This is a genomic window from Methylobacillus pratensis (assembly GCF_054072455.1).
The window spans coordinates 921,905-943,704 of record NZ_JBSUSR010000001.1 but is presented as its reverse complement, the minus strand read 5'-3'; the positions used below and the strand labels follow the sequence as shown (position 1 = coordinate 943,704).

Here is a 21,800-nt window from a genome sequence, read left to right as displayed (position 1 = left end):
AATGCAATTTCATTCTGCATGCCTGCACAAAAAGGAGGGTGAGTGCGCTAGGCAATAAGACCTAATGGAGGAGATGTCTGAAAATTCAGGGAGAGGGGGGTGAAGGGGATATCAATGAAAAAAATAGACTAGCCAGTTGGAACACGATAGTAAGCATTAATAAATTGTGACTTAGTCTCTTGGCGATTTTTGATCTTCCGTAAGTGAATATTGCATCCTCAAGCATAGGATTGCTGCGGCAATTTGTCACATATTTAAACTTTCTCCAAGCCGCTATTATTAGGCTGTACTGGGAATATGGTTTTTAGCTGGATAGTATTTCTAATACAAAAAATAGAAAAAACAATCTGGAGAAAGTATGAATACATTATTTGTAGTGCTGTTGGTGGCACAGGGCATGTTTGCTGCCACTGCTCATGCTGCAGATGCGAAAGCAGCACAAACATTGGCCCAAAAGAGCGGATGTCTCGCATGTCATGGCGTCGAGAAAAAGATTGTTGGGCCAGGGTATAAGGAAGTGGCAGAAAAATATAAAAACGACAAAGCGGCAGAAGCAAAATTGATTACCAAGGTCAAAGCCGGTGGAAGTGGCGCCTGGGGACCCATGCCAATGCCGCCAAATGCCCACGTCAAGGATGAAGATATCAAGACAATAGTGCAGTGGATACTCTCATTGTAAGCGCATCCCAGGCCTTGTTAATACGATCCTCCATCATAGTCTAAGTAACATTGACTGTGGTTTTAAAGCTGACTCCTTGCTGGTAGTCAGCTTTTTTTTAATTGAACACAAATGCGACAAATTGTCGCGCGACAATATGTCACATTCTCATTCATTCTCTCTTTCCTTATATTGCTCTACGGCGCTCATAGCCTATTTGCTCTTATTGAAAGGGAAACCCAATGAAAAAAATATTATTGCTGGCAGGTTTGATTGCCAGCCAATCAGCTTTTGCCCATGTCAGCTATACGGGGCGGGATTTTGGTACGTTTGATGGACTGAGCAGTGAGTCGGTCACGATTGCCAATCAAACAACACGTAGCTTCGGCTGGGCGGATGCAGCCGATGCGGACTGGGGAGATTCACACCAGGTCAAATGGTTTACTTTCAGCCTGACCAACGAAGCCCTTGTCACGATATCCGCATCTGCATTCGCCAATGCAACAGCGACGTCCTTAGACGGTCTGCTTCCTGGCTTCAGCCTTTACGAAGGCATAGCCCCTCGTGCAGCGCACGATGGTTCCCCTGTGACGGTCGCCTATCGCGATACATTGGGTTTTGATACTGAAGGTGCACTCAATACATTCGGTGATTTCGACATTGGCAACGATGCAGGTTACATCAGCAAGCTGACGTTCATTGGTTATGTGGTTGACGGTACCTCGGACAATGTCGGCAACTTGCCAGGCGTGGTCGGTGACGGTGCTGCCGATGGCATCGTCAGCTCCAGCTTCCTGCTTGGCGCCGGTACCTACACCTTGATCGTTGGCGGTGCCGATTATGCCTCGCAGAATGACCCACTGTCCCTCGCCTACAACTATGGCCTGTCAACCACATTGAGCGTGGCTGCGGTTCCAGAACCCAGTACTTACGCCATGCTGGCTCTGGGCTTGGGCGTGATGGGCTTTGCCGCGCGTCGTCGCTCAGCGCGGTAATTCCTCATTCAATTCGGGAGGTCTGCCGGACCTTCCTCTTCTCGGTAGGAGAATGAAATGACATTCAGCAAAAAACACATTACATCCGCAGTATCCGCATTATTGATGGCCGCTGGCGCAGGCCAGGCCTTGGCTGCCGTCAGCTCGTACAACATTGAAACCGTATGGTACGAACCTGACACCCAGCCTCGCGACACTATTTTCCTGGGTAGCTTTGACTATGACAGCGCCACCAAGACGGTCTCCAACCTGAAAGGCATTTTGTCCGAGTCGATGACAGGCGACGCGGTTGGCTATCCTGGCGACAACATGACCTGGCTGACCTTGGATTACCAACTGCAATCCTGGTATGACGCTTCTCTGGGCGGTACCTTTGCCGCGGCATTCAAAAATGACAATACCAATACCTTCTGGACCGGGCTGGGGGGCGATGGCTGGAGCCCCCAGGCGGGCGTGAATGCAGGCGGGGTTTACTATGGCTTCCCGAGCGCTGGCAACAACCCTGGCAATGCCTATGCCCTGGTCTTCATTCCAGATGACCCATTGCAGGCGCTGACACAAATACAGATCAACCATCTGGCCTATGCCGACTGTGCAGCTGGGGGCATGATGGGTGCTGTCTGCATGACAGGCACCTCCGAATCAGCCTATGGCGCAATCGGCACCATGAGTGGCTATCCAATCTCGCAAACCATCACCGCAGCGGTGCCCGAACCCAGCACCTATGCGATGCTGGGCCTGGGATTGGCTTTGATGGGGGCTGCAGCACGCCGTCGTCGCCAAGCTTAACCTCATTCATCATATAACTTCAGAACGGCAGGTGCTGCGCACCTGCCTTTTTGCGCTGGAAAGCCCCAAATGAACAAACCAACCTTGCTGAGCCTGGCTGTTGCGCTCGCATTCAACCCGGTCAGCGGCATGGCAGACACTGTTGATAGCAAAGAAAATGGCATGCCAGTCAAGGAATTGCCGCTGCTCGAAGTGCAGGCCAGCCGCATAGAAGATCCTGCATTTGAAGGCCAGTCACTGTCATCAATGTCCTTGGCAAGTCGGCGTCCAAACACCAACGACACCGCCCGATTGCTGGAAGACATACCGGGCGTCAGTACCTATGGTGCAGGCGGGATTTCCAGCCTGCCGACAATCCACGGCTTTGCTGATGACCGCATCCGCATCCAGGTGGACGGCATGGACCTCATGAGCGCTTGCCCCAACCACATGAACCCTGCATTGTCGTACATGGACCCTTCCAATGTGGAAACCGTACAGGTATATGCGGGCATCACGCCCGTCAGCGTGGGTGGCGACAGCATTGGCGGGACGATCCAGGTCAATTCGGCCAAGCCCAAGTTTGCAAAGGATGGTGAGGAGCTGCTGGTTACAGGCAAGCTCGGCACGTTTTACCGCAGCAATGGCGCGGCGAGAGGCGGCAATGTCGCCCTTACCCTGGCAAGCCAGAATCTCAGCCTGACCTATACCGACTCTTATTCCCAAGCCAATAACTACAGGGCAGCAGGGGATTTTAAAAAGCCTGGGGGCTGGAATCAGCAGAACAATGCTTTCTTAAGGCCTTTTCTTGACTCCGTGACTGAGCGTACCGTTGCAGGAACAGCTTACCGCGGCTCGCGCCATCGAGAGCTTAGCCTTGGCTGGAAAATCCAGGACAACCACTTGCTCGAATTGAAATTAGGCGAACAATCCCTCGATTGGGAGGGCTTCCCTAACCAGCGGATGGACATGGTTTCAAGCGAGCCGGACCCCGGCAACCCCGGGAATTTTTTACTAAACATCAAGAAACCTGCCAATGTAAACCGCACCGCCAACCTCCATTACACCGGGCAGTTCGGCTGGGGGGAGTTGGAAATGCGCTATTTTCACCAGAACCTCGAGCATTCAATGGATATGTTGCCCCATCGCTACATTGGCATGATGATGCCGATGCTTTCAGAAGCAACCACGGATGGCGGTATGGCAAAAGCCAATATTGCATTGGATGAGCAGCATTCTTTCAATATAGGCGCTGATTTCCAATTCTATCGGCTGGATGACTGGTGGCCTGGCATTGGATTATCCGCGAACTCGATGTGCTGCAACGACTTCTGGAATATTCGTGACGGCAAGCGTGACCGCATCGGTGTGTTCAGTGAATGGGAAGCGAAATGGAGCAGTCAATGGACCACGCTGCTGGGTATCAGGACAGATCGTGTCAAGTCGAATGCCGGGCCTGTGCAAGGCTACTCAAGCGGTTCATATCAAACGGATGCCAACGCCTTCAATGCCTTGAACCGCAGCCGCGAGGATTATCATTACGACCTGACAGCATTATCCCGGTTTACACCCAACGATGGTCAAAGTTACGAATTCGGCTTTGCCCGGAAGACCCGCTCTCCCAATCTGTACGAGCGCTACCCATGGTCCAGGTTTGCCATGGCTGCTCTCATGAACAACTTTGTCGGCGATGGCAACGGTTATATCGGCAATCCGGATTTGAAGCCTGAAGTCGCCTACACCATCAGCGCCAGCGGCGATTGGCATGATGCCAACAAGGAAAAGTGGCAGGTGAAAACGACAGGGTATCTCACCTATGTCGAGAATTACATCGATGCCGTGCGCTTGCCGGGCTATACCCGCAACGATCAATATATGCTGCTGCAATACGTCAATGCGGATGCCAGGCTCTATGGACTCGATGTTTCAGGAAGCTACCACCTGGGCAGCATTGCCAATATCGGCAGTTTTGCGGTCAGCGGCATGTTCAGTTACGTTCGTGGCGAGAATCGCGCCACTGGCGACAACCTTTACCATATGATGCCGCTGAACGGGAAATTCGCGTTTGAGCACAAGCTTGGTTCCTGGACCAACACCCTGGAAATGCAGCGGGTCACCGAAAAAGACAGAATCTCCCAGGTGCGCAACGAAATCACAACCCCTGGATATACCCTGTTCAACCTGCGCAGCAGCCTGGAGTGGCAACGTGCGCGACTGGATTTTTCGGTGGAAAACCTGTTCAACCGTTTCTACTATTTACCGCTTGGCGGCGCTTATCTGGCCCAAGGGAATGCCATGACGACCAATGGTGTTCCATGGGGCATGGGTGTGCCAGGGCGGGGAAGATCAGTAAACATGGCGCTTTCTTACAGTTTTTAGACGTTATCCCATGCGACAATATGTCACTGTCGCATGGAAATGATTCAAGCGAACATGAGCATTTTTTTGCAAGGCTTTATCATGCTCTTCATATCTCGCTTCCCATGTTTTTTCTCCTTCTTTAGCGCTTGCCTATTCCTGGCTTTATCTACATCCTTGCATGCAGAAATTCTCGGCACAAGTTTACGCATTTGGACAACGGAACCAGGACAGAAATCTACTTCGGCTTATATGATCTTGACCTCGAGCCGCGATTCTGTGTTGACCAATGTAACTTCTCCAATCGCGAAACAGGCCGCATTTTTCCGGACGGTCCGTATTGGCGGTACATTAAGAATGAATGTGATAGAGCGCCTACCGTTGGCTGCAGGCAGTCCTGTGGATTTCACTACGGAAGGCTATCAACTGGTCCTGAGTGGACTTAACCATATGATTCGGCCAGGGGAAATTGTTCCTGTCACGCTGGAATTCGTTGAGAAAAACCAGAGCAGGCAAACCGTGACATTGTCACTCACTGGACACTTCTTCAATGAATAACGCAACATGCGACACTTTGTCACATATAACAATAATTCTCATTAACATAAAATAATACTGCTCATTTTTCGAGCTTATTTTCAATAAACACATTGTGTTGATGGGAGGTTGAATGAAAAGCAGTATTCGTCATTTAGTATTCGGAATGATCGGTAGTCTATGTATGGTAGCGGCCAGTAGTACTGTCATGGCTGCCAGTTGTAGCTACACACCAGATGAAAAAGGGTTTAAGTTCTATTTCACTGCATTTGGTGCGCCAGACAAATCTTATGTTGTCAGCAAAAACACGTTCAAGAAATATCAGTTGGCATCTTCAACAGGTAAACTTGAAGGAGCAACCATTGATATAGATTCCACGTCATTGGATACTTCAGCAGACTTGAATAATGGCAGTGGAGGGCAATGGGATCCATCCTTTGCTGCGGTGAGAAACAATAATGTAGTGACTGGACTATTCAAGAGCTTTGCAAGTCCTGGCAAGATTTCCGCTAAGATCGACAAGATTGAAGGTGATACATTGCAATTAGCGGTCACCATGAATGAGGTCACCAAAGTCATTCCGATGAAAGTGACTGAAAAAGGCGGTAATTTTCATGCCAAAGGCACCTTGGACATCATCAAGGATTTCAATGGGAGTAAAGCCTTTGCCAAGCTGGAGCGTATTTGTACTCAAGCCTTCCACAGGGGTAAAACCTGGACTGATGTGGATATTGAGTTTGAAGTTCCAGTGAAAAAGAGTTGTAAATAACACCCTTCTAGTTCATCAAAAATTCTCCTCGAAGCAGGATCAATGAGATTAATATCATTGATCCTGATGAGCAATGATCATTTACGGCCACAAGCTGATAAGACCATGTGGCGTGTGAACAGCATTCTTTACAGCGTAATCAAAAAGAGTAGGGATGAATAAAAAAAAATACCAACCATAAGATAGAAATTTTTATCGCACTTGGCCTGACTATTTCTGGAGTATTAGTTTTTGGCGGTATCAGCTGGCTTTTTCATTTGGTAAATATTTTAAACGTTTGAGGCATCCATGTCTGGCGGTGTGCAATACCCTGATTTCAGAGGTAAAAATTGCTCCAAAGTTATTTGCGTGTTTTGTGATCGGGATGGTTTTTTGAATTTTTTGGTTTCGTTGGTAGTCTCTTGCCGTATTGCAACGTGTGTCGCTTATGAGCCTTTTTCAAGCTCACATCGGGATAGACACCAAGAGAAATAGAGTCTTTTGCTTACCCAGATGCGGTATGAATAACGCCGCTATTTGCTGTCGTTAGGTTTTACAAGCATAAGCATGCCTCCGCCGCGTCTGGGAGTTTCTATCTGTATCAGTGGGTTTTGTTGTGCAAATAGCGATATCAGTGAGAGCTATGTCCAATTTGCCTTTATCTTGCTGTTGGTAACGAAATTGCTGGTACGTTGTCAGTTACCAACAAAATTACTAACAGATTTCATTGGATTGGCTAGATACGGCCGGATCAAAAGGCAATAAAAAACCCGCATTGAAGCGGGTTCTCTGGACTTTGGTCAATCTCCTTGGATGGGTATTTGGTGGTGATGGGGGGACTTGAACCCTCGACCCCAGGATTATGAATCCTGTGCTCTAACCAGCTGAGCTACATCACCAGAACCCAATGGATTCGACCAAGCCCGCTATTTTATTTTCTTGTTTGCGTAAAGTCAAAGCCAATATGCGTTTTCTAGCGAGTAAATAGGGCATAGCCTAGGGAAGGGGTGTCCTGAAAAGGTCGGGAGTTTCTCATTGAATGTCTTAATCGATTGAAAGAGAAGGGGAATATATGCTTTTCTTGTGTTTGTGATGTTTTTCCTACGAAAGCCGGCGGAATTGTCTGACGGTATGCGGGTCTACTTTTATAGATAATTCCCTATATCTTAATCTTACTGACGTTGTAATACGGGGGGTGCATCATGAAAGAGGTAACGCTGGGTCGGGGCGTCACAGCAGACGCTATTCCAAGTCTGGTATTCAGGCGCGATGTTTCTTCAATCGTGTTCAAACGAAATCCTCCGCAGCCGCTTTCTCAAACGGCTTCTTTTCCCACCCGTGATTTGTTCCATGCATTGGCCCGTGGTGCCGATGTGAATGGCGCAAACCAATCTGCACAGACATTTCTAGATGAGAAATTGGCGGAAGCGGAGTCGCTCGAGAGCGATCTGCCAGAGGAGATGAATGCATTGCCGCAATGGCTGGAGCAGCGTTGTGCCCGTGTGAAAACCGGTTACCGGGCTTATTTGGCCGACCGGCATGCGGGGCAGAAGGCGCGATATTTCTCCTGCAGGGCTCATGCCTTGCACTTCCTGCAGTCCATTGCCCCCAGCCGCATGGTGGAAGGCGCCTGGCTGTATGGTTTTCTCAAGCATTGGCGCGAAGCCAGGTTTGCGCCTTTATGCAAGATTTATCTCCGCAACCTGGGCGATGGCGACGAAGGCTGCAACCAAGTCAAGCTATACCAGAAGTTGCTTGACCAAAACGGTTGCTCGGATTGGTACGGCTTGGATGACCAATATTATGTCCAGGGAGCAATCAGGCTGGCATTGGGGCACCATGTCGACGATTATCTGCCTGAAATCATTGGATTCAACCTGGGATACGAGCAAGTTTCGCTTCCGATGCTGATTGCAGCTTACGAGTTGAGCGAGCAGGGGGTCCAGCCGCATTACTTCACATTGCACGCGACGGAGGACGACGCCTGCGTCGCCAGCGCCATCAAGTTGTTGCAATCTCTGCTTGATGCGGCCGATGATGAATGCCAAAAGCAAGCGTTGCTTCGTCGCGTCAATAATGGCTACAAACTGCATCAATTAGGGCTGGATATCCCCAAAATCGTCGCTTCTTTCGATCTGCAGAGGGCTTTCCTCACTACCATACGGCCTTGTGCAGCGCACCTTGAGCGGGCTTACCGGATTGATTGCATGGAGCGCGGCATTCGCGGTCGCTGGACCGATAGCCTGCCGTTGCCCTTGTTATTGCAGCAGTTGTGCAACGAAGGCTGGATGCAGCCAGGAGATAAAGGCAAGACCAGGTTGTGGCATGTGCTGGAGCGCGACAACTTGTTGCCGGCGCCAGGGTACCAACAGCAGGTGCTGCTGGATTGGCTGGCTTACAGCCAAGAGTACGGCAAGCACTTGCAGTATGCCGATGTTTCGGACTTGGTGAGCAACGCGTCTGCACCTGTCGTGACAAGGCCGGAGGAGGCCGCAGAGGAAAGCTTGGCGGGCGTGAGCGAGTCGAGCAGCCAAATGGATGTGATGGATTACATGATCCGGCTCATGTCACCACTGGTACACCATACGCAGGAGGGATTAAAGGCCGCTCGGGTGTATAAATCCATCCTGGAAAAAGGCAGCGAACTTTATACGCAGCACTATGCTTTTTTCCTGGTGCGCGGACAGGTGTAGAAGAGACGTACAAAGAACCGAGGAAATAAAAAGCCAGGAAGAAATTCCTGGCTTTTTTGCATCAGGCAACCATGAGTTTATTCACGGTTACCTTGACCGTGAGGCCTATGAGCTGCGGCGGCCGCCCTTGCGGCCTGCGGCACGCGCTTCTTTAGAGGTGAATTGATGCGCAGTACCTTTTGCATGGGCAGCTTGTCCGCCCTTGCGGCCTGCCAGCCGGGCAGAGGCGGAATCGAATTCGTGGGCGGTGCCTTTGGCGTGAGCGGCTTTGCCGCCCATACTGGCAATCTGGCGTTGTTTTTCAGGACTCATTGCGGCAAAGCCGCGCGGACTTGCAGTCTGTACCATAATAAACCTCCATAACGAAGTTGATAGAGCGAGGCAGTTGGTCTTGCAACTCTCTCAAATGAAAAGAAAGTGGGTCCATTATTGGCCGGCCCTGAGGATCCCGTTATAAGCCACTGTCTTATATCCGTGTCAGAAAACTCGACATTCGCCTTTTTGAGTTCAGTCGTCCTCTGTAGCCTTGATAACTGCGAGCAGGGCTTTGGCTGTTTCCAAATTGGAGGTCGCTGGCGACAATTGCTGCAAAGCAAACTTCTTGATATCGGGGTCTTCGGTGCGGTTGGCGACTTTGCCAAGCAATTTCACGATTTCTTCCTGTGACTTGACGCCGATGGTCTTGGCATAACCGAGATCGAATTCGGCGCCGTCCTTGGAGGACAGGCTCCTGAACTTGGCCTTTTGCCAAAGCGACGGCTCCTTGGGGAGTTCCGCGCGCTTCTGGCTAGCCAGTTGTTTTAGCGCTTCGCCCATCTGGGTTTGCGACTTGAGCATTTCCCGTGCGAAGTCCCGTACGCTCTCATTGCTGGACTTGATCACGGCCAGCTCGCTGGCTTCGGTCTGCAATATCTCCAGACGCGTAATGTCTTTGAGGTAGCCTTGGTCTTTTGCAGATAACACCTCTGCCGCCGCAACATCATTCAAGATGAACATGGTGGAGGCGAGCAGTGATATTGCGAGCAGGTTAAGGCATTGCTTGCGTAACCATAATCCGGACATCATGTCGGGGCTCCATTTGGTTCATGATCTTGCATCATGACATGATGAGCTTGCCAATTTGGATCAGACAGTACTGATTCTTTTGTAGGAGTAGGAGGGACAAACGGCGGAAGGGAAATACTGGGTATTTTCCTACTTTTTCCTACATTCTTTTGCGGAATCGGACTACACGCGCTCGGCGTAAGACATGCTTAATATTGTCGCCATAGATCTGTTCGCGAGGCGGCAATGGAATTATTCACCTTCAGCGTATCACCTCTGGAAATCATCATCAGGGGATCGCTGGTGTTCTGGTTTTTGTTCTTCATCTTCCGGTTTGTATTACGGCGGGACGTCGGTAGCCTGGGGATAGGGGATTTCCTGTTCGTGGTGATTGTCGCCGATGCGTCCCAAAACGCGATGAGCGGCGATTCCAAAACCTTCGTGGACGGGGCGCTGCTGGTGGCGACCTTGCTGTGCTGGAACCTGCTGTTCGATTATTTGGGCTACCGCTATCCATTAATCCGCCGATTCACCGAGTCATCCAGCATGACGTTGGTGCGCAATGGTGAAATCCAGTGGAAAAACCTGCGGCGAGAATGGATTACCAAAGAAGAGTTGATGTCCAAAATTCGCGAGGAAGGGCTGGAGACCCTAGACCAAGTCAAGGAAATGAGGCTGGAGCCTGACGGCAGGATCAGTGTGATCCAATTACCCTCCTAAAAATTGGCGGAGGATACAAAAAATCCGCGTTTAACGCGGATTTTTTGAGGTCGAAAAACAGGTAGGTTATACGTTGAAGCGGAAATGCATGACATCGCCGTCCTGCACGATGTAGTCCTTGCCTTCCAGGCGCATCTTGCCGGCTTCCTGCGCGCCTTTTTCACCCTTGTGCTTGACGTATTCGTCGTAGGCGATGACTTCGGCACGGATGAAGCCGCGCTCGAAGTCGGTATGGATCACGCCGGCCGCTTGCGGGGCGGTGGCGCCTTTTTTCACGGTCCAGGCGCGCACTTCCTTCACGCCGGCGGTGAAGTAGGTCTGCAGGCCGAGCAGGTCGTAGGCGGCGCGGATGACGCGGTCGAGGCCGGGCTCTTCCAGGCCCAGTTCAGAGAGGAACATGGCCTTGTCCTCGTCCTCCAGGTCGGCGATCTCGCTCTCGATCTTGGCGCAGATCGCGACCACGGGCGCGCCTTCTTTCTTGCCGAGTTCCAGCACTTTTTCCAGCAAGGGGTTGTTGTCGAAACCGCCTTCGTCGACGTTGGCGAGATACATCACGGGCTTGACCGTGATCAGGCACAGTGGCTTGATCAATTTGAGCTGGTCTTCGTCCAGGCCCAGGGTGCGAACCGGATGGCCCTGGTCTAGGTGCTTCTGTACCTTCTCCAGCACTGCGCACAATGCGATTGCTTCCTTGTCGCCGGACTTGGCTTTCTTGCTTTCGCGCTGCAGGGTCTTTTCCACGGTTTCCATATCGGCGAGCGCGAGCTCGGTATTGATGGTCTCGACGTCAGCCAATGGATCGACCTTGCCTGCGACGTGCACGATGTTGCCGTCGTCGAAACAGCGCACCACGTGCGCAATCGCGTCGGTCTCGCGGATGTTGGCGAGGAACTTGTTGCCCAGGCCTTCGCCCTTGGAGGCGCCGGCCACCAGGCCGGCGATATCGACGAACTCGACGATCGCGGGCTGGATTTTCTGCGGGTTGACGATGTCGATCAAGGGCTTGAGGCGCGGGTCGGGCACCTCAACGATGCCGACATTGGGTTCTATGGTGCAGAACGGGTAATTGGCGGCTTCGATGCCTGCGCGGGTAATCGCATTGAAGAGGGTGGACTTTCCTACGTTGGGTAGGCCAACAATTCCGCATTTCATGGTGATCTGCCTGTTCTTGGTTAAGGGTTAATTCTGCTTGGTCTTGGTGTGCAGCTTGAGCATGGCTTCCTCGAACTTGCCTTCGAGCAGTTGTGGCAATACGAGCGTACTGTCGTCCATGGCATATTCTATCTGCTGCATTTCGTCGCGCAGCGGCGTGTGCAGCACGTAATTGACCACCGCGCTGCGGTCGCCTGGATGGCCGATGCCCAGGCGCAGGCGCCAGAAGTCGTTGGTGCCCAGTTGCGCGGCGATGTCCTTGAGGCCGTTATGGCCGCCGTGGCCGCCGCCTTTCTTCAGGCGGGCAGCGCCGGGGGGCAAATCCAATTCGTCATGGATGACCAGGATTTGTTCGGCCGGAATCTTGTAAAAACGTGCCAGTGCCGACACGGCGCGGCCGCTGGCGTTCATGAAGGTAGTCGGCTTGAGCAGCCAGGTGTCGGCATGGCCGTTGAGGCGGCCGCTCAGACCGAAGAATTTGGCTTCCAAAGCGGTTTTGCTGGAAGTCTGCGCGCAGACCTGGTCTATCCACCAGAAACCTGCATTGTGGCGGGTGTCTTCATATTGGGCGCCTGGATTGCCGAGGCCAACAAAAAGGCGGATACCGTTCATGATGATGATGTGACTCTTTAAAATGAATACGCGCGCCCCGGTCGCCCGGAGCGCGCGTTCAAGCATTGACGCCGGTATTACTCGGCTGCAGCTTCGCCGTCAGCATCGGCTTCGCCTTCAGCGGCAGCACCGCCGCGTGGCTTGGCGATCGATGCGACAGCCGCATCGTTGTCGTGTGCCAACTGAACGAACTCAACGCCCTTGGGCAGCTTGATTTCGGACAGGTGGATGGAGTGGCCGGCTTCCAGCTTGCCCAGGTCCACTTCGATGAACTCTGGCAGGTCCTTAGGCAGGCAGCTCACGTCTGCTTCGGTCAGGATGTGGGCCACGATGCCGCCGCCCAGCTTCACGCCAGGAGCAACATCGGCGTTGATGAAGTGCAGAGGCACCTTCACGTGCACCTTCTCGCTCGCGCTGACGCGTTGGAAGTCGATGTGCTGAATGGTGTTGCGGACTGGGTGCAGTTGGTAGTCGCGTAGAAGGACTTGTTCCTTCTTGCCGTCCACTTCCAGGTTCAGGATGGAAGCGTGGAATGTTTCATGACGGAACTCGAGGAACAGCTCCTTGTGGTTGAACTCAAGGCTGACAGCCTCCTTGTCGCCACCGTAAACAACACCTGGAACGTTACCAGCGCGACGGAGACGGCGGCTCGCACCCGTACCTTTGCCTTCGCGTTTGGCTGCTTTGATTGTAATTGCCATTTTACTACTCCTAAAAAAGGCCTGTCGGCCTTGGGTTTGCCTGTTATCCGCGACCAGATAACAGAAAAGGCGGATGGGCATGCCCACCCGCCGGAACCGTGCTCCCGTTTAGTCTACGAACAGGGAGCTTACTGAGTCTTCATTGCTGATGCGGCGTATGGTTTCCGCAAACAGCTCGCCTGCGCTGACCACGCGTATCTTCGGCGATTGCTGCGCATTCGGGCGCAGCGGAATTGTGTTGGTGACCACCAGTTCGTCCAGTTCGGAGTTGGTGATGCGCGATACCGCCTCGCCGGAAAGCACCGGGTGGGTACAGTAGGCCACCACCTTCTTGGCACCTTGCTGCTTCAGCGCAATCGCGGCTTCGCACAAGGTGTTGGCGGTATCCACCATGTCGTCCATCAATACGCAGGTGCGGCCGGAAACGTCACCGATGATGTTCATCACCTTTGCCACGTTGGGCTTGGGGCGGCGCTTGTCGATAATCGCCAGGTCGACGTTGAGGTGCTTGGCCGCTGCGCGGGCGCGTACCACGCCGCCGACGTCGGGCGATACCACCACCAGGTCGTCATGCTTCTGCTGGGTCAAGTCATGAAGCAGGATAGGGGTGGCATAGATATTGTCCACCGGGATATCGAAGAAGCCCTGGATCTGGTCCGAGTGCAGGTCCATGGTCAGCAGGCGGTTGACGCCTACCGTCGTGAGCATGTTGGCGATCACCTTGGCGGTGATCGCGACCCGTGCGGAACGCGGGCGCCTGTCCTGGCGTGCATAGCCGAAATAAGGAATGGCTGCGGTGATACGCGCGGCGGAGGAGCGGCGCAGGGCGTCGACCATGACCATCACTTCCATGAGGTGGTCGTTAGTCGGCATGCAGGTGGATTGCAGGATGAACACGTCCTTGCCGCGGACATTGTCCAGCAGCTCGATCATCACTTCGCCGTCGCTGAAGCGGTCAACGGTGGCCCTGCCCAGCTCTATGCCCAGGTGGCTCACTACCTCTTCGGCAAGCGCACGGTTGGCGTTGCCGGTAAATACCATCATGTCGCCCTTGGCCACAGTTGGAATCCTTATCTCTAACAATAAACCGCGAGAATCGCTTCTTCATCATAGGCCGCGAGCAATCGCTTGTATGAATCGCGTGCAAAAAACAAAAGCGTGTAATTTTTAAGTTACACGCTTTTATTCTGGCTGGGGAGGAAGGATTCGAACCTTCGCATGCCGGAATCAAAATCCGGTGCCTTAACCAGCTTGGCGACTCCCCATTTGATCGTTGTTTCCATCAGGCTGCAAAACTGCGCAGGGGATGTTGATCCAGCCCTTTTGCATAAAATCCTGAAACTTCGCAACCCGCATATTGTTGCAATTCACGCGTTTCATTCATTCTTGCTAACACAGCTTCCGCAGCTTCCTGGTTGCCGAATGCTGCGAATACCGAAGCGCCAGAACCGCTCATGCGAGCCTTGGAGAATTGAGACAGCCATTGCAGGCATTTTTCAACTTCCGGGTACTGCCGTCTAACTACGGTTTCGAGATCGTTGTGAACCAAGTCCCTCAGAAAGGCCGCTATTGTCGTGGGATTCGTGTCCCTTGTCAATTGCTTCGATGCAAAAATTTCTGCGGTCGATATGTGGATGCGCGGGGTGATGACCGCATAATGCGTTTGAGGCAGTTGAATTGATTGCAGTTTTTCGCCAATCCCCTCTACCCAGGCGTTTTCTCCGAAAATGAAGAAGGGTACGTCCGCCCCCAGTTCCAGGCCCAGCGCGATCAGTTCCTCGCGGCGCAAGCCTAGGTGCCACAACTGGTTTAGGGCCAGCAAGACGCTGGCAGCGTCGGAACTGCCCCCGCCCAGCCCGCCCCCCATGGGGGTGCGCTTGGTGACGTAGATATCGGCCCCCAGCTTGCAACCCGAATGCTGTTGCAGCAGTTTTGCCGCGCGGATGCACAAATCGCTTTCTTCAGGCACGCCGGGCGTATTTTCCGTGCGCCGGATGCTCTGGTCGGCTCGCGGCCTGATATGTACGGTATCGCCAAAATCCAGCAGGCGGAACACGCTTTGCAGCAGGTGGTAGCCGTCGGGCCGGCGGCCCGTGATATGCAGAAACAGATTGATTTTTGCCGGTGCGGGGTAAGCGTGGAAATCTTGCATGGTATTGAGGAGCGCTGTTGCTTAAGGCGATGGCAACTGCCATTGCTGCACGATCAGCTTGAGCGTGAGCCTGCTGGCATTGCGCAGGGTGATGCGCATAGGGAGCTGGTAATGGTTGACGGTAGCATATTGGCCGTACTCGATATCCCAGCCGTCCTGACTGAGCTTGACCAGGCGTCCGGCATCGTCCCATTGGGCGGCTTCTACCGGCTCTTTGCCCGGACGCCCCAGCACCCAGTCTGACAGCCCGTTCATGGGCAGGCGCCAGCCCAGGTTCTGCTCGGTCAGGGTTTCGGCATCCACGGCTTCGTAGCGTTTGTTGTCATTGGTCACCAGGCTGACATTCTCGCTGGTGCGCTCAATGGCGGCAACCTGGCTTCCCAGCGGAGAAAACAGCGAGATAGTGTCATGCTGGGGAGTATGGTGCCATTGCGTCGAGCCGGAAAAGCCCTTTGCCTCGGTCTGCACGCCGATACGCCCGTTCAGGCTGAACTGGTCGATCCCGGCAAGGCTGGCCAGGTGTTGCTGATGAACCTCGGGTGTGCTTGGGACGGTGGCAGGAGGGATGCTGGCGCAGCCTGGGATTGCCAATATGGCGCCCAGCAGCAGCCAGCGCTGTGCAGCTTGCATCTTAACGGTTGAATTTCTTATTGGTGCTGATCAGGACTTCGTTTTCAGGAAAGGCTGAAAGCGCGGCTTCCCAGGTCTTGACTGCCTCGTCGCGCTTGCCTTGCTTCCACAGCACCTCACCGAGATGGGCGGCGATTTCCGGATCCGGTTGCTGCGAATATGCGCTGCGCAAGTATTCCAGGGCTTTGTCCAGGTTGCCCAGGCGGTAATGCACCCAGCCCAGGCTATCGAGGATGTAGTGGTCCTCGGGGCTCAGCTCGTGCGCTTTTTCAATCATCACCCTGGCTTCCTCGAGGCGGACATTGCGGTCCGCCAGGGAGTAGCCCAGCGCGTTATAGGCCTGCGCAAACTCAGGTTGAATCTTGATCAGCTTGCGCAGCTCGCGCTCCATCACGTCCACCTTGTTGACGCGTTCCGCCGCCATGGCAAAGTCGTAGACCAGCTCGGGAGAGTTGGGCAGGGTGTTGATGGCGTTTTCCAGGCGCGAATAGGCTTCCTGGTGGCGCTTGGCCTGGGTCAGGACGTTGGCTTGCGCGTGCACGACGGCTGCGCGCTGCGCATCGGTCAGGTCCGGCAGGTTCTCCAGCGACTGGATGGCGGCATCGATGCCTTCCCGGCGCGAAATGACGTTGGCAACCCCGAGCTGTGCGTCGACATAGCGCACTTCTCCAGGGGCAACCTTGCTATACCACTGCAGCGCTTCGTCGTCGTTGCGCTTCTTCTCGGCAATCTGCCCGAGGTAGATGTAAATCTGGTCCTTGTCCTTGAATCCCTTGCCCAGGGCATCCTTGAAATATTTTTCGGCATCGGGCAGTTCGTTCGCCTGCAGCGAGAGCAGGCCTACCACCACCAGGATTTCCGGGTTGCCGTTGGAGGCCTCGATCAGCTTGATGAACTCATTCTTGGCTTCGTCGAATTTCTTCTGTCCGGCCAGGATGCGGGCCAGGGCCAGGCGTACCTCATTGGCATCTGCGTGCGTGGAAAGGAAGCCGCGGTAAAATTCCACCGCCTGTTCCGGCGACTTGCCCAGCAGCACCTGGCCTTGCATCAGCGCTGCCATTTCCCAGCCTGGGCGCAGCTTGTTCGCCTGGTTGAGTTCGTTGAGCGAAAGCTCGGTGTTGCCCGCGTTCCAGGCAGCATGCGCAATGGCGAAATGCGCTTCGGGAAGGTCGGGGTAATCGCGCGCGAGTTCCTGCACCAGGCTCAGGACCGCCGCCTTGTTCTGTTGGCGGGAAAGCAGGTTGTTGAGGAACATGAAGCCGCTGGCGCGGCCTTCTTCATTGGCAAGCAAGGCTTTGAGGTGCGGCTTGGCTTCGTTCAGCTTGCCGGTGTTGATCAGCATCTGGGTCAGGGCCTGATGGGCTTCCGTGGAGCCCGGGTCGAGCTGTGACCAGAGGTTTGCCGCATCGATCGCGGTCCGTCCGTCGTTGCCCATCACGGCGGTCTTGGCGGCACGCTCCGCAAGGCGCGAGTCGCGGCTGCTCTGGGCCAGGTCGAGGAACAAGGCGCTCGCCAGGTCGAACTGGCCGCGTTGCCCGGCAATTTCCCCGATCAGGTATTTATAGACGAATTCGCCAGTGAGCGCCGGCTGGGGGCTTTCTGTCTTGGCTGCCGCATTGGCGGCATTCCCCATGCCCAGCGACATTGCGGCGCAGGCAACTGCGATTGCGATCTTTTTGCTAATAAGCATTTTCAAGGAAATCTCGTAGCGGATTGATAATTAGCATATTGAGGCCTGCTGAGCTTGTTTTCAATGGGGTAGATGCAAGTTTTGCACGATTTTGCACGGTCTTTGTTAGTCCGTGACAGTGTGCACAAGTTCACCCATAATGCGCGATGCTATAAACTGGATGGTCCATAGTTTACGTACTTGTATGCTTTTGGGGCTGGCCCAGCATCCGAGCGTAGCGGATTTAAACACGATATTTCAATAACGTCAGGCTCGTGCTTGCGTTTTTGCGATGCTGCAAAGGCGAGACAAACTTGACAGGCGAGTGATGTTTTTCTAACTTAGCACCCCTTAAAACCGGATAATTCACTCATATATGACGACTATTACCGTAGAGGCTTCAGAGTTAACCCGTAAATATGGCAGCCGTGCAGCGGTCAACGACGTCAGCTTTAGCTTGAACAAGGGCGAGGTGCTGGGTTTCCTCGGGCCGAATGGCGCAGGCAAGTCCACCACCATGAAGATGCTGACCGGCAACCTGGCCCCTAGCAACGGTTCGGTGAAGATTTGCGGCATCGACATGATGGAGCGCCCCAAGGATGCCAAGGCCTTGATCGGCTACCTGCCCGAGCAGCCTCCCTTGTACCGCGAGTTGACTGTCGACGAGTTCCTCACGATCGCGGCGCGCCTGCACCGCGTCAGCCGCCAGCATATCAAGAAGGCGGTCGACATTGCCAAGCAGCGCTGCGGCCTGACCGAGATGGGCAAGCGCCTGATCGAGAATCTCTCCAAGGGTTATCAGCAGCGGGTGGGTATCGCCCAGGCCATCATCCACAACCCGATGGTGGTGATCCTGGACGAGCCGACCGTGGGCCTGGACCCGATCCAGATCCGCGACATCCGCGCCTTGATCAAGGAGCTGGGCGGCGAGCACAGCGTGATTCTTTCCACCCATATCCTGCCGGAAGTCGAAATGGTCTGTGACCGCGTGCAGATCATCCACAAGGGCAGCCTGGTGTTCAATGGCGGCATTGACGTCCTCAAGCAGCAGCGCCACGGCAACCGTCTGCTCCTGGGCCTCAGGCAGCCGCCTGCCCACGAGGCATTGCTGGGCATTCCCGGCGTGGAGTCGGTCGAGGCGCTGGAAGGCAACCTGCTGCGCATCCGGCATACGCCGGGCGAAGCGCCATCCGAGGCGCTGGTGCAGGCCGCCGTCAGCCAGAACTGGGGCCTGTTCCAGATCAATCCTGACCAGACCTCGCTGGAAGAGGTCTTCGTCCAGCTCACATTCCAGGAAGCTGCCGCTGCCTGACGGCAGGCAGCCTGCGTTTTAAGGACTTCTTATGATCGTCAATATCGCCAGAAAAGAATTGAAGGGCCTGTTTTCCTCGCCCATGGGCTGGGTGATCCTCGCCCTGCTGCAATTCGTCTTCGCCACCTTCTACCTCATGGGGGTCGACCAGTACTTCCTTACCATGTCGGGCGCTATGCGTCCCGACCAGCGCATTGGCGTCACCGAGTTCGTCGGCGGCAGCGTGTTCGGCATTGCGCCCTTCATCATGCTGTTCGCCGTGCCCTTGCTCTCGATGCGGCTAATCAGCGAGGAACGCCGCCAGCAGACATTGCCTTTCCTGTTCAGCGCCCCCTTGTCGCTGACCGAGATCGTCCTCGGCAAATTCGTCGGCCTGCTGTCGTTCCTGTCGGTAAGCGTGTTGCTGATCGGCGCCATGGTGTTCTCGCTCAATTTGTGGGCGGATATCGATTTTGGCTATTTGCTTGCCAACCTGCTCGGCCTGTTCCTGCTGCTGGCAAGCTATTGCGCGCTGGGGACGTATGTATCCAGCACCACGCAGCAACCGGTGGTCGCCGCGATCGTTACCTTCGTCGCATTGCTGGCCCTGCAGTTGATCGAGTATTTCCTCGCAGGCGATCCGAGCAATACGGTCGCCAACCTGTCCCTGATGCGCCACTTCGAGCCTTTCTCGCGCGGCATGCTGGATACCCGCGACATTGCCTATTTCCTGTTGTTTATTGTGACCTTTCTGACCCTGACTATTCGTAGGCTGGATGCAGATCGCTTGCGTGGCTGATCGAGAGACTTTATGAAAACCAATCGCAAACTACGCTTTCAATTGTTCGTGCAGAACAGCTTCTTCGTGGCGCTGTTCCTGGTGCTGGTGTTCCTGCTTGGCTTCCTGACGTATCAATACCACGTCAGCCGCGACGTGACTCAGGGCGGCCGCAATACCCTGACCGAGGGCAGCGTCAATGTCCTCAAGGAGATGGAAGGGCCGATCAATATCACGGCCTATGTCGTCAAGGACAACGACACGCGCAAGTACATCAACAAGTTCGTCGAGCGCTACCAGCGCGTCAAGCCGGATATTACGCTGAACTTCATCAGCCCGACCGAGGAGCCCAAGGCGACGCAGGAAGCCGGGGTCAAGGCCGAGATCGAGCTGGTGGTGGAGTACAACCAGCGTACCGAGCACATCGTGCCACCGCAGGCATTCATCGAGCAGGACATGACCAACCTGCTGGTGCGCCTGTCCCGCACCAACCAGAATGCCATCATGTTCCTGGACGGGCATGGCGAGCGCAGCCTGATCGGCGTCAAGAACCACGACCTTGGCGACTTCGGCCGGCACCTGGAAAAGAAGGGCTTCAAGCTGTCCAATCCCGACCTGCTGCTCGCGCAGGAAGTGCCGAGCAATGGCGCGATGCTGGTAATCGCGAGCCCGGAAGTGGACGTGACCGAGGTCGAGGTGCAGAAGATCAAGCAATACCTGGAAAAGGGCGGCAACCTGCTGTGGCTGATCGATGACGAAGTCAACCTGCACGGCTTGCAGCCGATCGCGGAATACCTGGGGCTGCAACTGACGCCCGGCATGGTGGTGGACTTGTCCGCCACCCGCTACGGCGCGGATGCCAAGGTGGCGTTTGCCAATCAGTACGGGGTGCATGCGATTACCAAGAACTTCATGCTGCGTACATTGTTCCCCGAGGCGCGCATGGTCCATGCCGAGGATTCCTTCGAGAATGGCTGGCGCTCGTCCAACCTGGTGGAAGTGGCGCCCAATGGCTGGCTCGAGACCGGCAAGGTGGATGACAACGTCAGTTTCGACAGCAAGAAGGACTTGCCCGGCCCGATCAACATCGCGGTGGCGCTCGAGCGCAAGTACGGCGAAAAAGGTCAGCGCGTGGTGGTGGTGGGTAACGGCAACTTCCTTGCCAACACTTTCCTCTCCAATGGCGGCAACCTTGACCTGGGCCTGAATATCGTCAACTGGCTGGCAGGCGACGACAGGTTGATCACCATCCAGCCCAAGCCGCGCAAGGACGTGAATATCGTGATTCCTTCCGAGGGCTGGGCCAATCTGCTGGCGCAGTTCGTCTTCATCGGCTTCAGCCGCATCCTGCCGCTGGGCTTGATCGTGATCGGCGTGGTGATCTGGTGGAGGCGTCGCAAGGCATGAAGTCGAGATGGATAGTGAACCTGGTGCTGCTGTTGCTGGTGGCGGGAATCGTGGCGTTCCTCTACCTCAAGCCGCAGGACCAGGAAGAGCAGTCGGCTAGCTATGAGGTATCCAGCCTCAAGTTGTCGGACTTCGACAAGCTGAGCATCGAGTTCCCCGCCAAGGCGCCGGTGGTGTTCGAAAAGACCGACGGCTTCTGGTACCTGGCCCAGCCATATGCCGCCCGGGCTGACCAGGTGACTGTGCAGCGGATCGTCTCGATCGTGGCCGGCACCAGCCGCGAAAAGTTTTCCGCTGAGGACCCTGGGCGCTTCGGCCTGGACAACCCCAGGCTGAGAATCAGGCTCAATGACGAGGAATTCATTTTCGGCCTGTATAACCCAGTGACTGCCGAGCAATATGTGGCCTACAAGGACTCCGTGTACCTGCTATCCGGCCTATACTCAGAAACGGCCGCGACCCAATTGCTGGAAATGCTGGACAAGAGCCCGCTCAAGCCCAAGGAGGAAGTCGCAGGCTTCGATTTCTCGCGCCTGGAGCAATGGGAAGAGGTTCGCCTGCAGCTCGACCGCGATGCCGGTGGCAAATGGCAGGTATCGGTACCCAATGCCAAGCCGAAACAGGAAGAGCTGGACTCGTGGTTCGATGAGTTCTGGACAAAGATCCGCGCATCTTCCGTCGAGCCTTACACCCCTGACCGCAAGGGCCGCTATCCATCGTTTTCGGTCAAGCTCAAGGACGGCAAGCAAGTGCATTTTGACAAGCTGCAGGAGTCCCCGCAGTTGATCCTGGGCCGGCCTGATGAGGGGATGCGCTACCATTTCCCGCCTGATGTCGGCTTTACCCTGCTCAACCCGCCCGTGGGCCTGGGCAAGTAATCCGCGAAC

At 54.6% G+C, this 21,800-nt stretch carries 21 protein-coding genes and 2 tRNA genes; 12 read left to right on the top strand and 11 right to left on the bottom strand.

Features of this window, described 5'->3' with window-relative positions; genetic code table 11:
* Positions 1 to 358 precede the first annotated feature (358 nt).
* The 6 genes from ACW4YW_RS04300 to ACW4YW_RS04275 all read left to right on the top strand — a co-directional run bounded on the left by ACW4YW_RS04300 (position 359) and on the right by ACW4YW_RS04275 (position 6,085).
* Positions 359 to 679: a c-type cytochrome gene (locus ACW4YW_RS04300; RefSeq protein WP_457136427.1), complete on the top strand. Its 321-nt coding sequence runs from the start codon at positions 359 to 361 to the stop codon at positions 677 to 679.
* 221 nt (positions 680 to 900) lie between these two features.
* Entirely contained in the window at positions 901 to 1,653 is a 753-nt protein-coding gene (locus ACW4YW_RS04295) for an FxDxF family PEP-CTERM protein (RefSeq protein WP_457136426.1), read from the top strand.
* A 57-nt stretch (positions 1,654 to 1,710) separates the two neighbouring features.
* Positions 1,711 to 2,442: a PEP-CTERM sorting domain-containing protein gene (locus ACW4YW_RS04290; RefSeq protein ID WP_457136425.1), complete on the top strand. Its 732-nt coding sequence runs from the start codon at positions 1,711 to 1,713 to the stop codon at positions 2,440 to 2,442.
* A gap of 69 nt (positions 2,443 to 2,511) precedes the next feature.
* Positions 2,512 to 4,800 (top strand): TonB-dependent receptor, encoded by a 2,289-nt coding sequence (locus ACW4YW_RS04285; RefSeq protein WP_457136424.1) that lies wholly within the window; start codon positions 2,512 to 2,514, stop codon positions 4,798 to 4,800.
* Between the two features lie 54 nt (positions 4,801 to 4,854).
* A complete protein-coding gene (locus ACW4YW_RS04280; RefSeq protein WP_457136423.1) occupies positions 4,855 to 5,337 on the top strand; it encodes a copper chaperone PCu(A)C in 483 nt (160 codons plus the stop codon).
* A 112-nt stretch (positions 5,338 to 5,449) separates the two neighbouring features.
* Positions 5,450 to 6,085: a YceI family protein gene (locus tag ACW4YW_RS04275; RefSeq protein ID WP_457136422.1), complete on the top strand. Its 636-nt coding sequence runs from the start codon at positions 5,450 to 5,452 to the stop codon at positions 6,083 to 6,085.
* An 801-nt stretch (positions 6,086 to 6,886) separates the two neighbouring features.
* Here ACW4YW_RS04275 and ACW4YW_RS04270 read toward each other — a convergent pair.
* Positions 6,887 to 6,963 (bottom strand) — tRNA-Met (locus ACW4YW_RS04270).
* Positions 6,964 to 7,266: 303 nt separating this feature from the next.
* Between ACW4YW_RS04270 and ACW4YW_RS04265 the strand changes: the two genes are divergently transcribed.
* Positions 7,267 to 8,757 (top strand): iron-containing redox enzyme family protein, encoded by a 1,491-nt coding sequence (locus ACW4YW_RS04265; protein WP_457136421.1) that lies wholly within the window; start codon positions 7,267 to 7,269, stop codon positions 8,755 to 8,757.
* A 105-nt stretch (positions 8,758 to 8,862) separates the two neighbouring features.
* Here the strand turns inward: ACW4YW_RS04265 and ACW4YW_RS04260 are convergent, their stop codons facing one another.
* Together ACW4YW_RS04260 and ACW4YW_RS04255 are read right to left on the bottom strand one after the other, a co-directional pair.
* On the bottom strand, positions 8,863 to 9,105 hold the full coding sequence (locus tag ACW4YW_RS04260; protein WP_309564612.1) for a KGG domain-containing protein: 243 nt from the start codon (positions 9,103 to 9,105) through the stop codon (positions 8,863 to 8,865).
* Between the two features lie 159 nt (positions 9,106 to 9,264).
* Positions 9,265 to 9,822 carry a DUF4142 domain-containing protein gene (locus ACW4YW_RS04255; protein WP_457136420.1) on the bottom strand — a complete coding sequence of 186 codons (558 nt, stop codon included), beginning with the start codon at positions 9,820 to 9,822 and terminating at the stop codon, positions 9,265 to 9,267.
* Positions 9,823 to 10,047: 225 nt separating this feature from the next.
* Here ACW4YW_RS04255 and ACW4YW_RS04250 point away from each other — a divergent pair, with 225 nt between their 5' ends.
* Positions 10,048 to 10,521, top strand: a complete 474-nt coding sequence (locus ACW4YW_RS04250) for a DUF421 domain-containing protein (RefSeq protein WP_457136419.1) — start codon at positions 10,048 to 10,050, stop codon at positions 10,519 to 10,521.
* Between the two features lie 66 nt (positions 10,522 to 10,587).
* On the opposite strand, the gene ychF is transcribed toward ACW4YW_RS04250, so the two are convergent.
* The 8 genes from ychF to ACW4YW_RS04210 form a co-directional block, all read right to left on the bottom strand.
* Positions 10,588 to 11,673: a redox-regulated ATPase YchF gene (ychF, locus tag ACW4YW_RS04245; protein WP_457136418.1), complete on the bottom strand. Its 1,086-nt coding sequence runs from the start codon at positions 11,671 to 11,673 to the stop codon at positions 10,588 to 10,590.
* A gap of 27 nt (positions 11,674 to 11,700) precedes the next feature.
* Complete coding sequence (gene pth, locus ACW4YW_RS04240; RefSeq protein WP_457136417.1) at positions 11,701 to 12,285, bottom strand: aminoacyl-tRNA hydrolase; 585 nt, start codon at positions 12,283 to 12,285, stop codon at positions 11,701 to 11,703.
* A 77-nt stretch (positions 12,286 to 12,362) separates the two neighbouring features.
* Complete coding sequence (locus tag ACW4YW_RS04235; protein ID WP_457136416.1) at positions 12,363 to 12,986, bottom strand: 50S ribosomal protein L25/general stress protein Ctc; 624 nt, start codon at positions 12,984 to 12,986, stop codon at positions 12,363 to 12,365.
* 108 nt (positions 12,987 to 13,094) lie between these two features.
* On the bottom strand, positions 13,095 to 14,030 hold the full coding sequence (locus ACW4YW_RS04230; RefSeq protein WP_309565115.1) for a ribose-phosphate pyrophosphokinase: 936 nt from the start codon (positions 14,028 to 14,030) through the stop codon (positions 13,095 to 13,097).
* A 144-nt stretch (positions 14,031 to 14,174) separates the two neighbouring features.
* Positions 14,175 to 14,251, bottom strand: a tRNA-Gln gene (locus tag ACW4YW_RS04225).
* 17 nt (positions 14,252 to 14,268) lie between these two features.
* Positions 14,269 to 15,138, bottom strand: coding sequence for a 4-(cytidine 5'-diphospho)-2-C-methyl-D-erythritol kinase (gene ispE / locus ACW4YW_RS04220; protein WP_457136415.1), 870 nt, complete (start codon positions 15,136 to 15,138; stop codon positions 14,269 to 14,271).
* Between the two features lie 21 nt (positions 15,139 to 15,159).
* Positions 15,160 to 15,768: a lipoprotein insertase outer membrane protein LolB gene (gene lolB, locus ACW4YW_RS04215; protein ID WP_457136414.1), complete on the bottom strand. Its 609-nt coding sequence runs from the start codon at positions 15,766 to 15,768 to the stop codon at positions 15,160 to 15,162.
* A 1-nt stretch (position 15,769) separates the two neighbouring features.
* Positions 15,770 to 17,458, bottom strand: a complete 1,689-nt coding sequence (locus ACW4YW_RS04210; RefSeq protein WP_457136413.1) for a tetratricopeptide repeat protein — start codon at positions 17,456 to 17,458, stop codon at positions 15,770 to 15,772.
* A 355-nt stretch (positions 17,459 to 17,813) separates the two neighbouring features.
* Here ACW4YW_RS04210 and ACW4YW_RS04205 point away from each other — a divergent pair, with 355 nt between their 5' ends.
* Genes ACW4YW_RS04205 through ACW4YW_RS04190 form a run of 4 tightly spaced genes read left to right on the top strand, consistent with a single transcriptional unit; the run spans position 17,814 to position 21,791 of the window.
* Positions 17,814 to 18,749 (top strand): ABC transporter ATP-binding protein, encoded by a 936-nt coding sequence (locus tag ACW4YW_RS04205; RefSeq protein WP_457136412.1) that lies wholly within the window; start codon positions 17,814 to 17,816, stop codon positions 18,747 to 18,749.
* A gap of 31 nt (positions 18,750 to 18,780) precedes the next feature.
* The gene (locus tag ACW4YW_RS04200; protein WP_457136411.1) at positions 18,781 to 19,527 is read left to right on the top strand and encodes an ABC transporter permease subunit; all 747 of its coding nucleotides are present in this window, start codon (positions 18,781 to 18,783) and stop codon (positions 19,525 to 19,527) included.
* A gap of 12 nt (positions 19,528 to 19,539) precedes the next feature.
* A complete protein-coding gene (locus ACW4YW_RS04195) occupies positions 19,540 to 20,913 on the top strand; it encodes a GldG family protein (protein ID WP_457136410.1) in 1,374 nt (457 codons plus the stop codon).
* Positions 20,910 to 21,791, top strand: coding sequence for a DUF4340 domain-containing protein (locus ACW4YW_RS04190; RefSeq protein ID WP_457136409.1), 882 nt, complete (start codon positions 20,910 to 20,912; stop codon positions 21,789 to 21,791). The genes ACW4YW_RS04195 and ACW4YW_RS04190 overlap by 4 nt, the downstream gene beginning before the upstream one ends.
* The last annotated feature ends 9 nt before the right edge of the window (positions 21,792 to 21,800 follow it).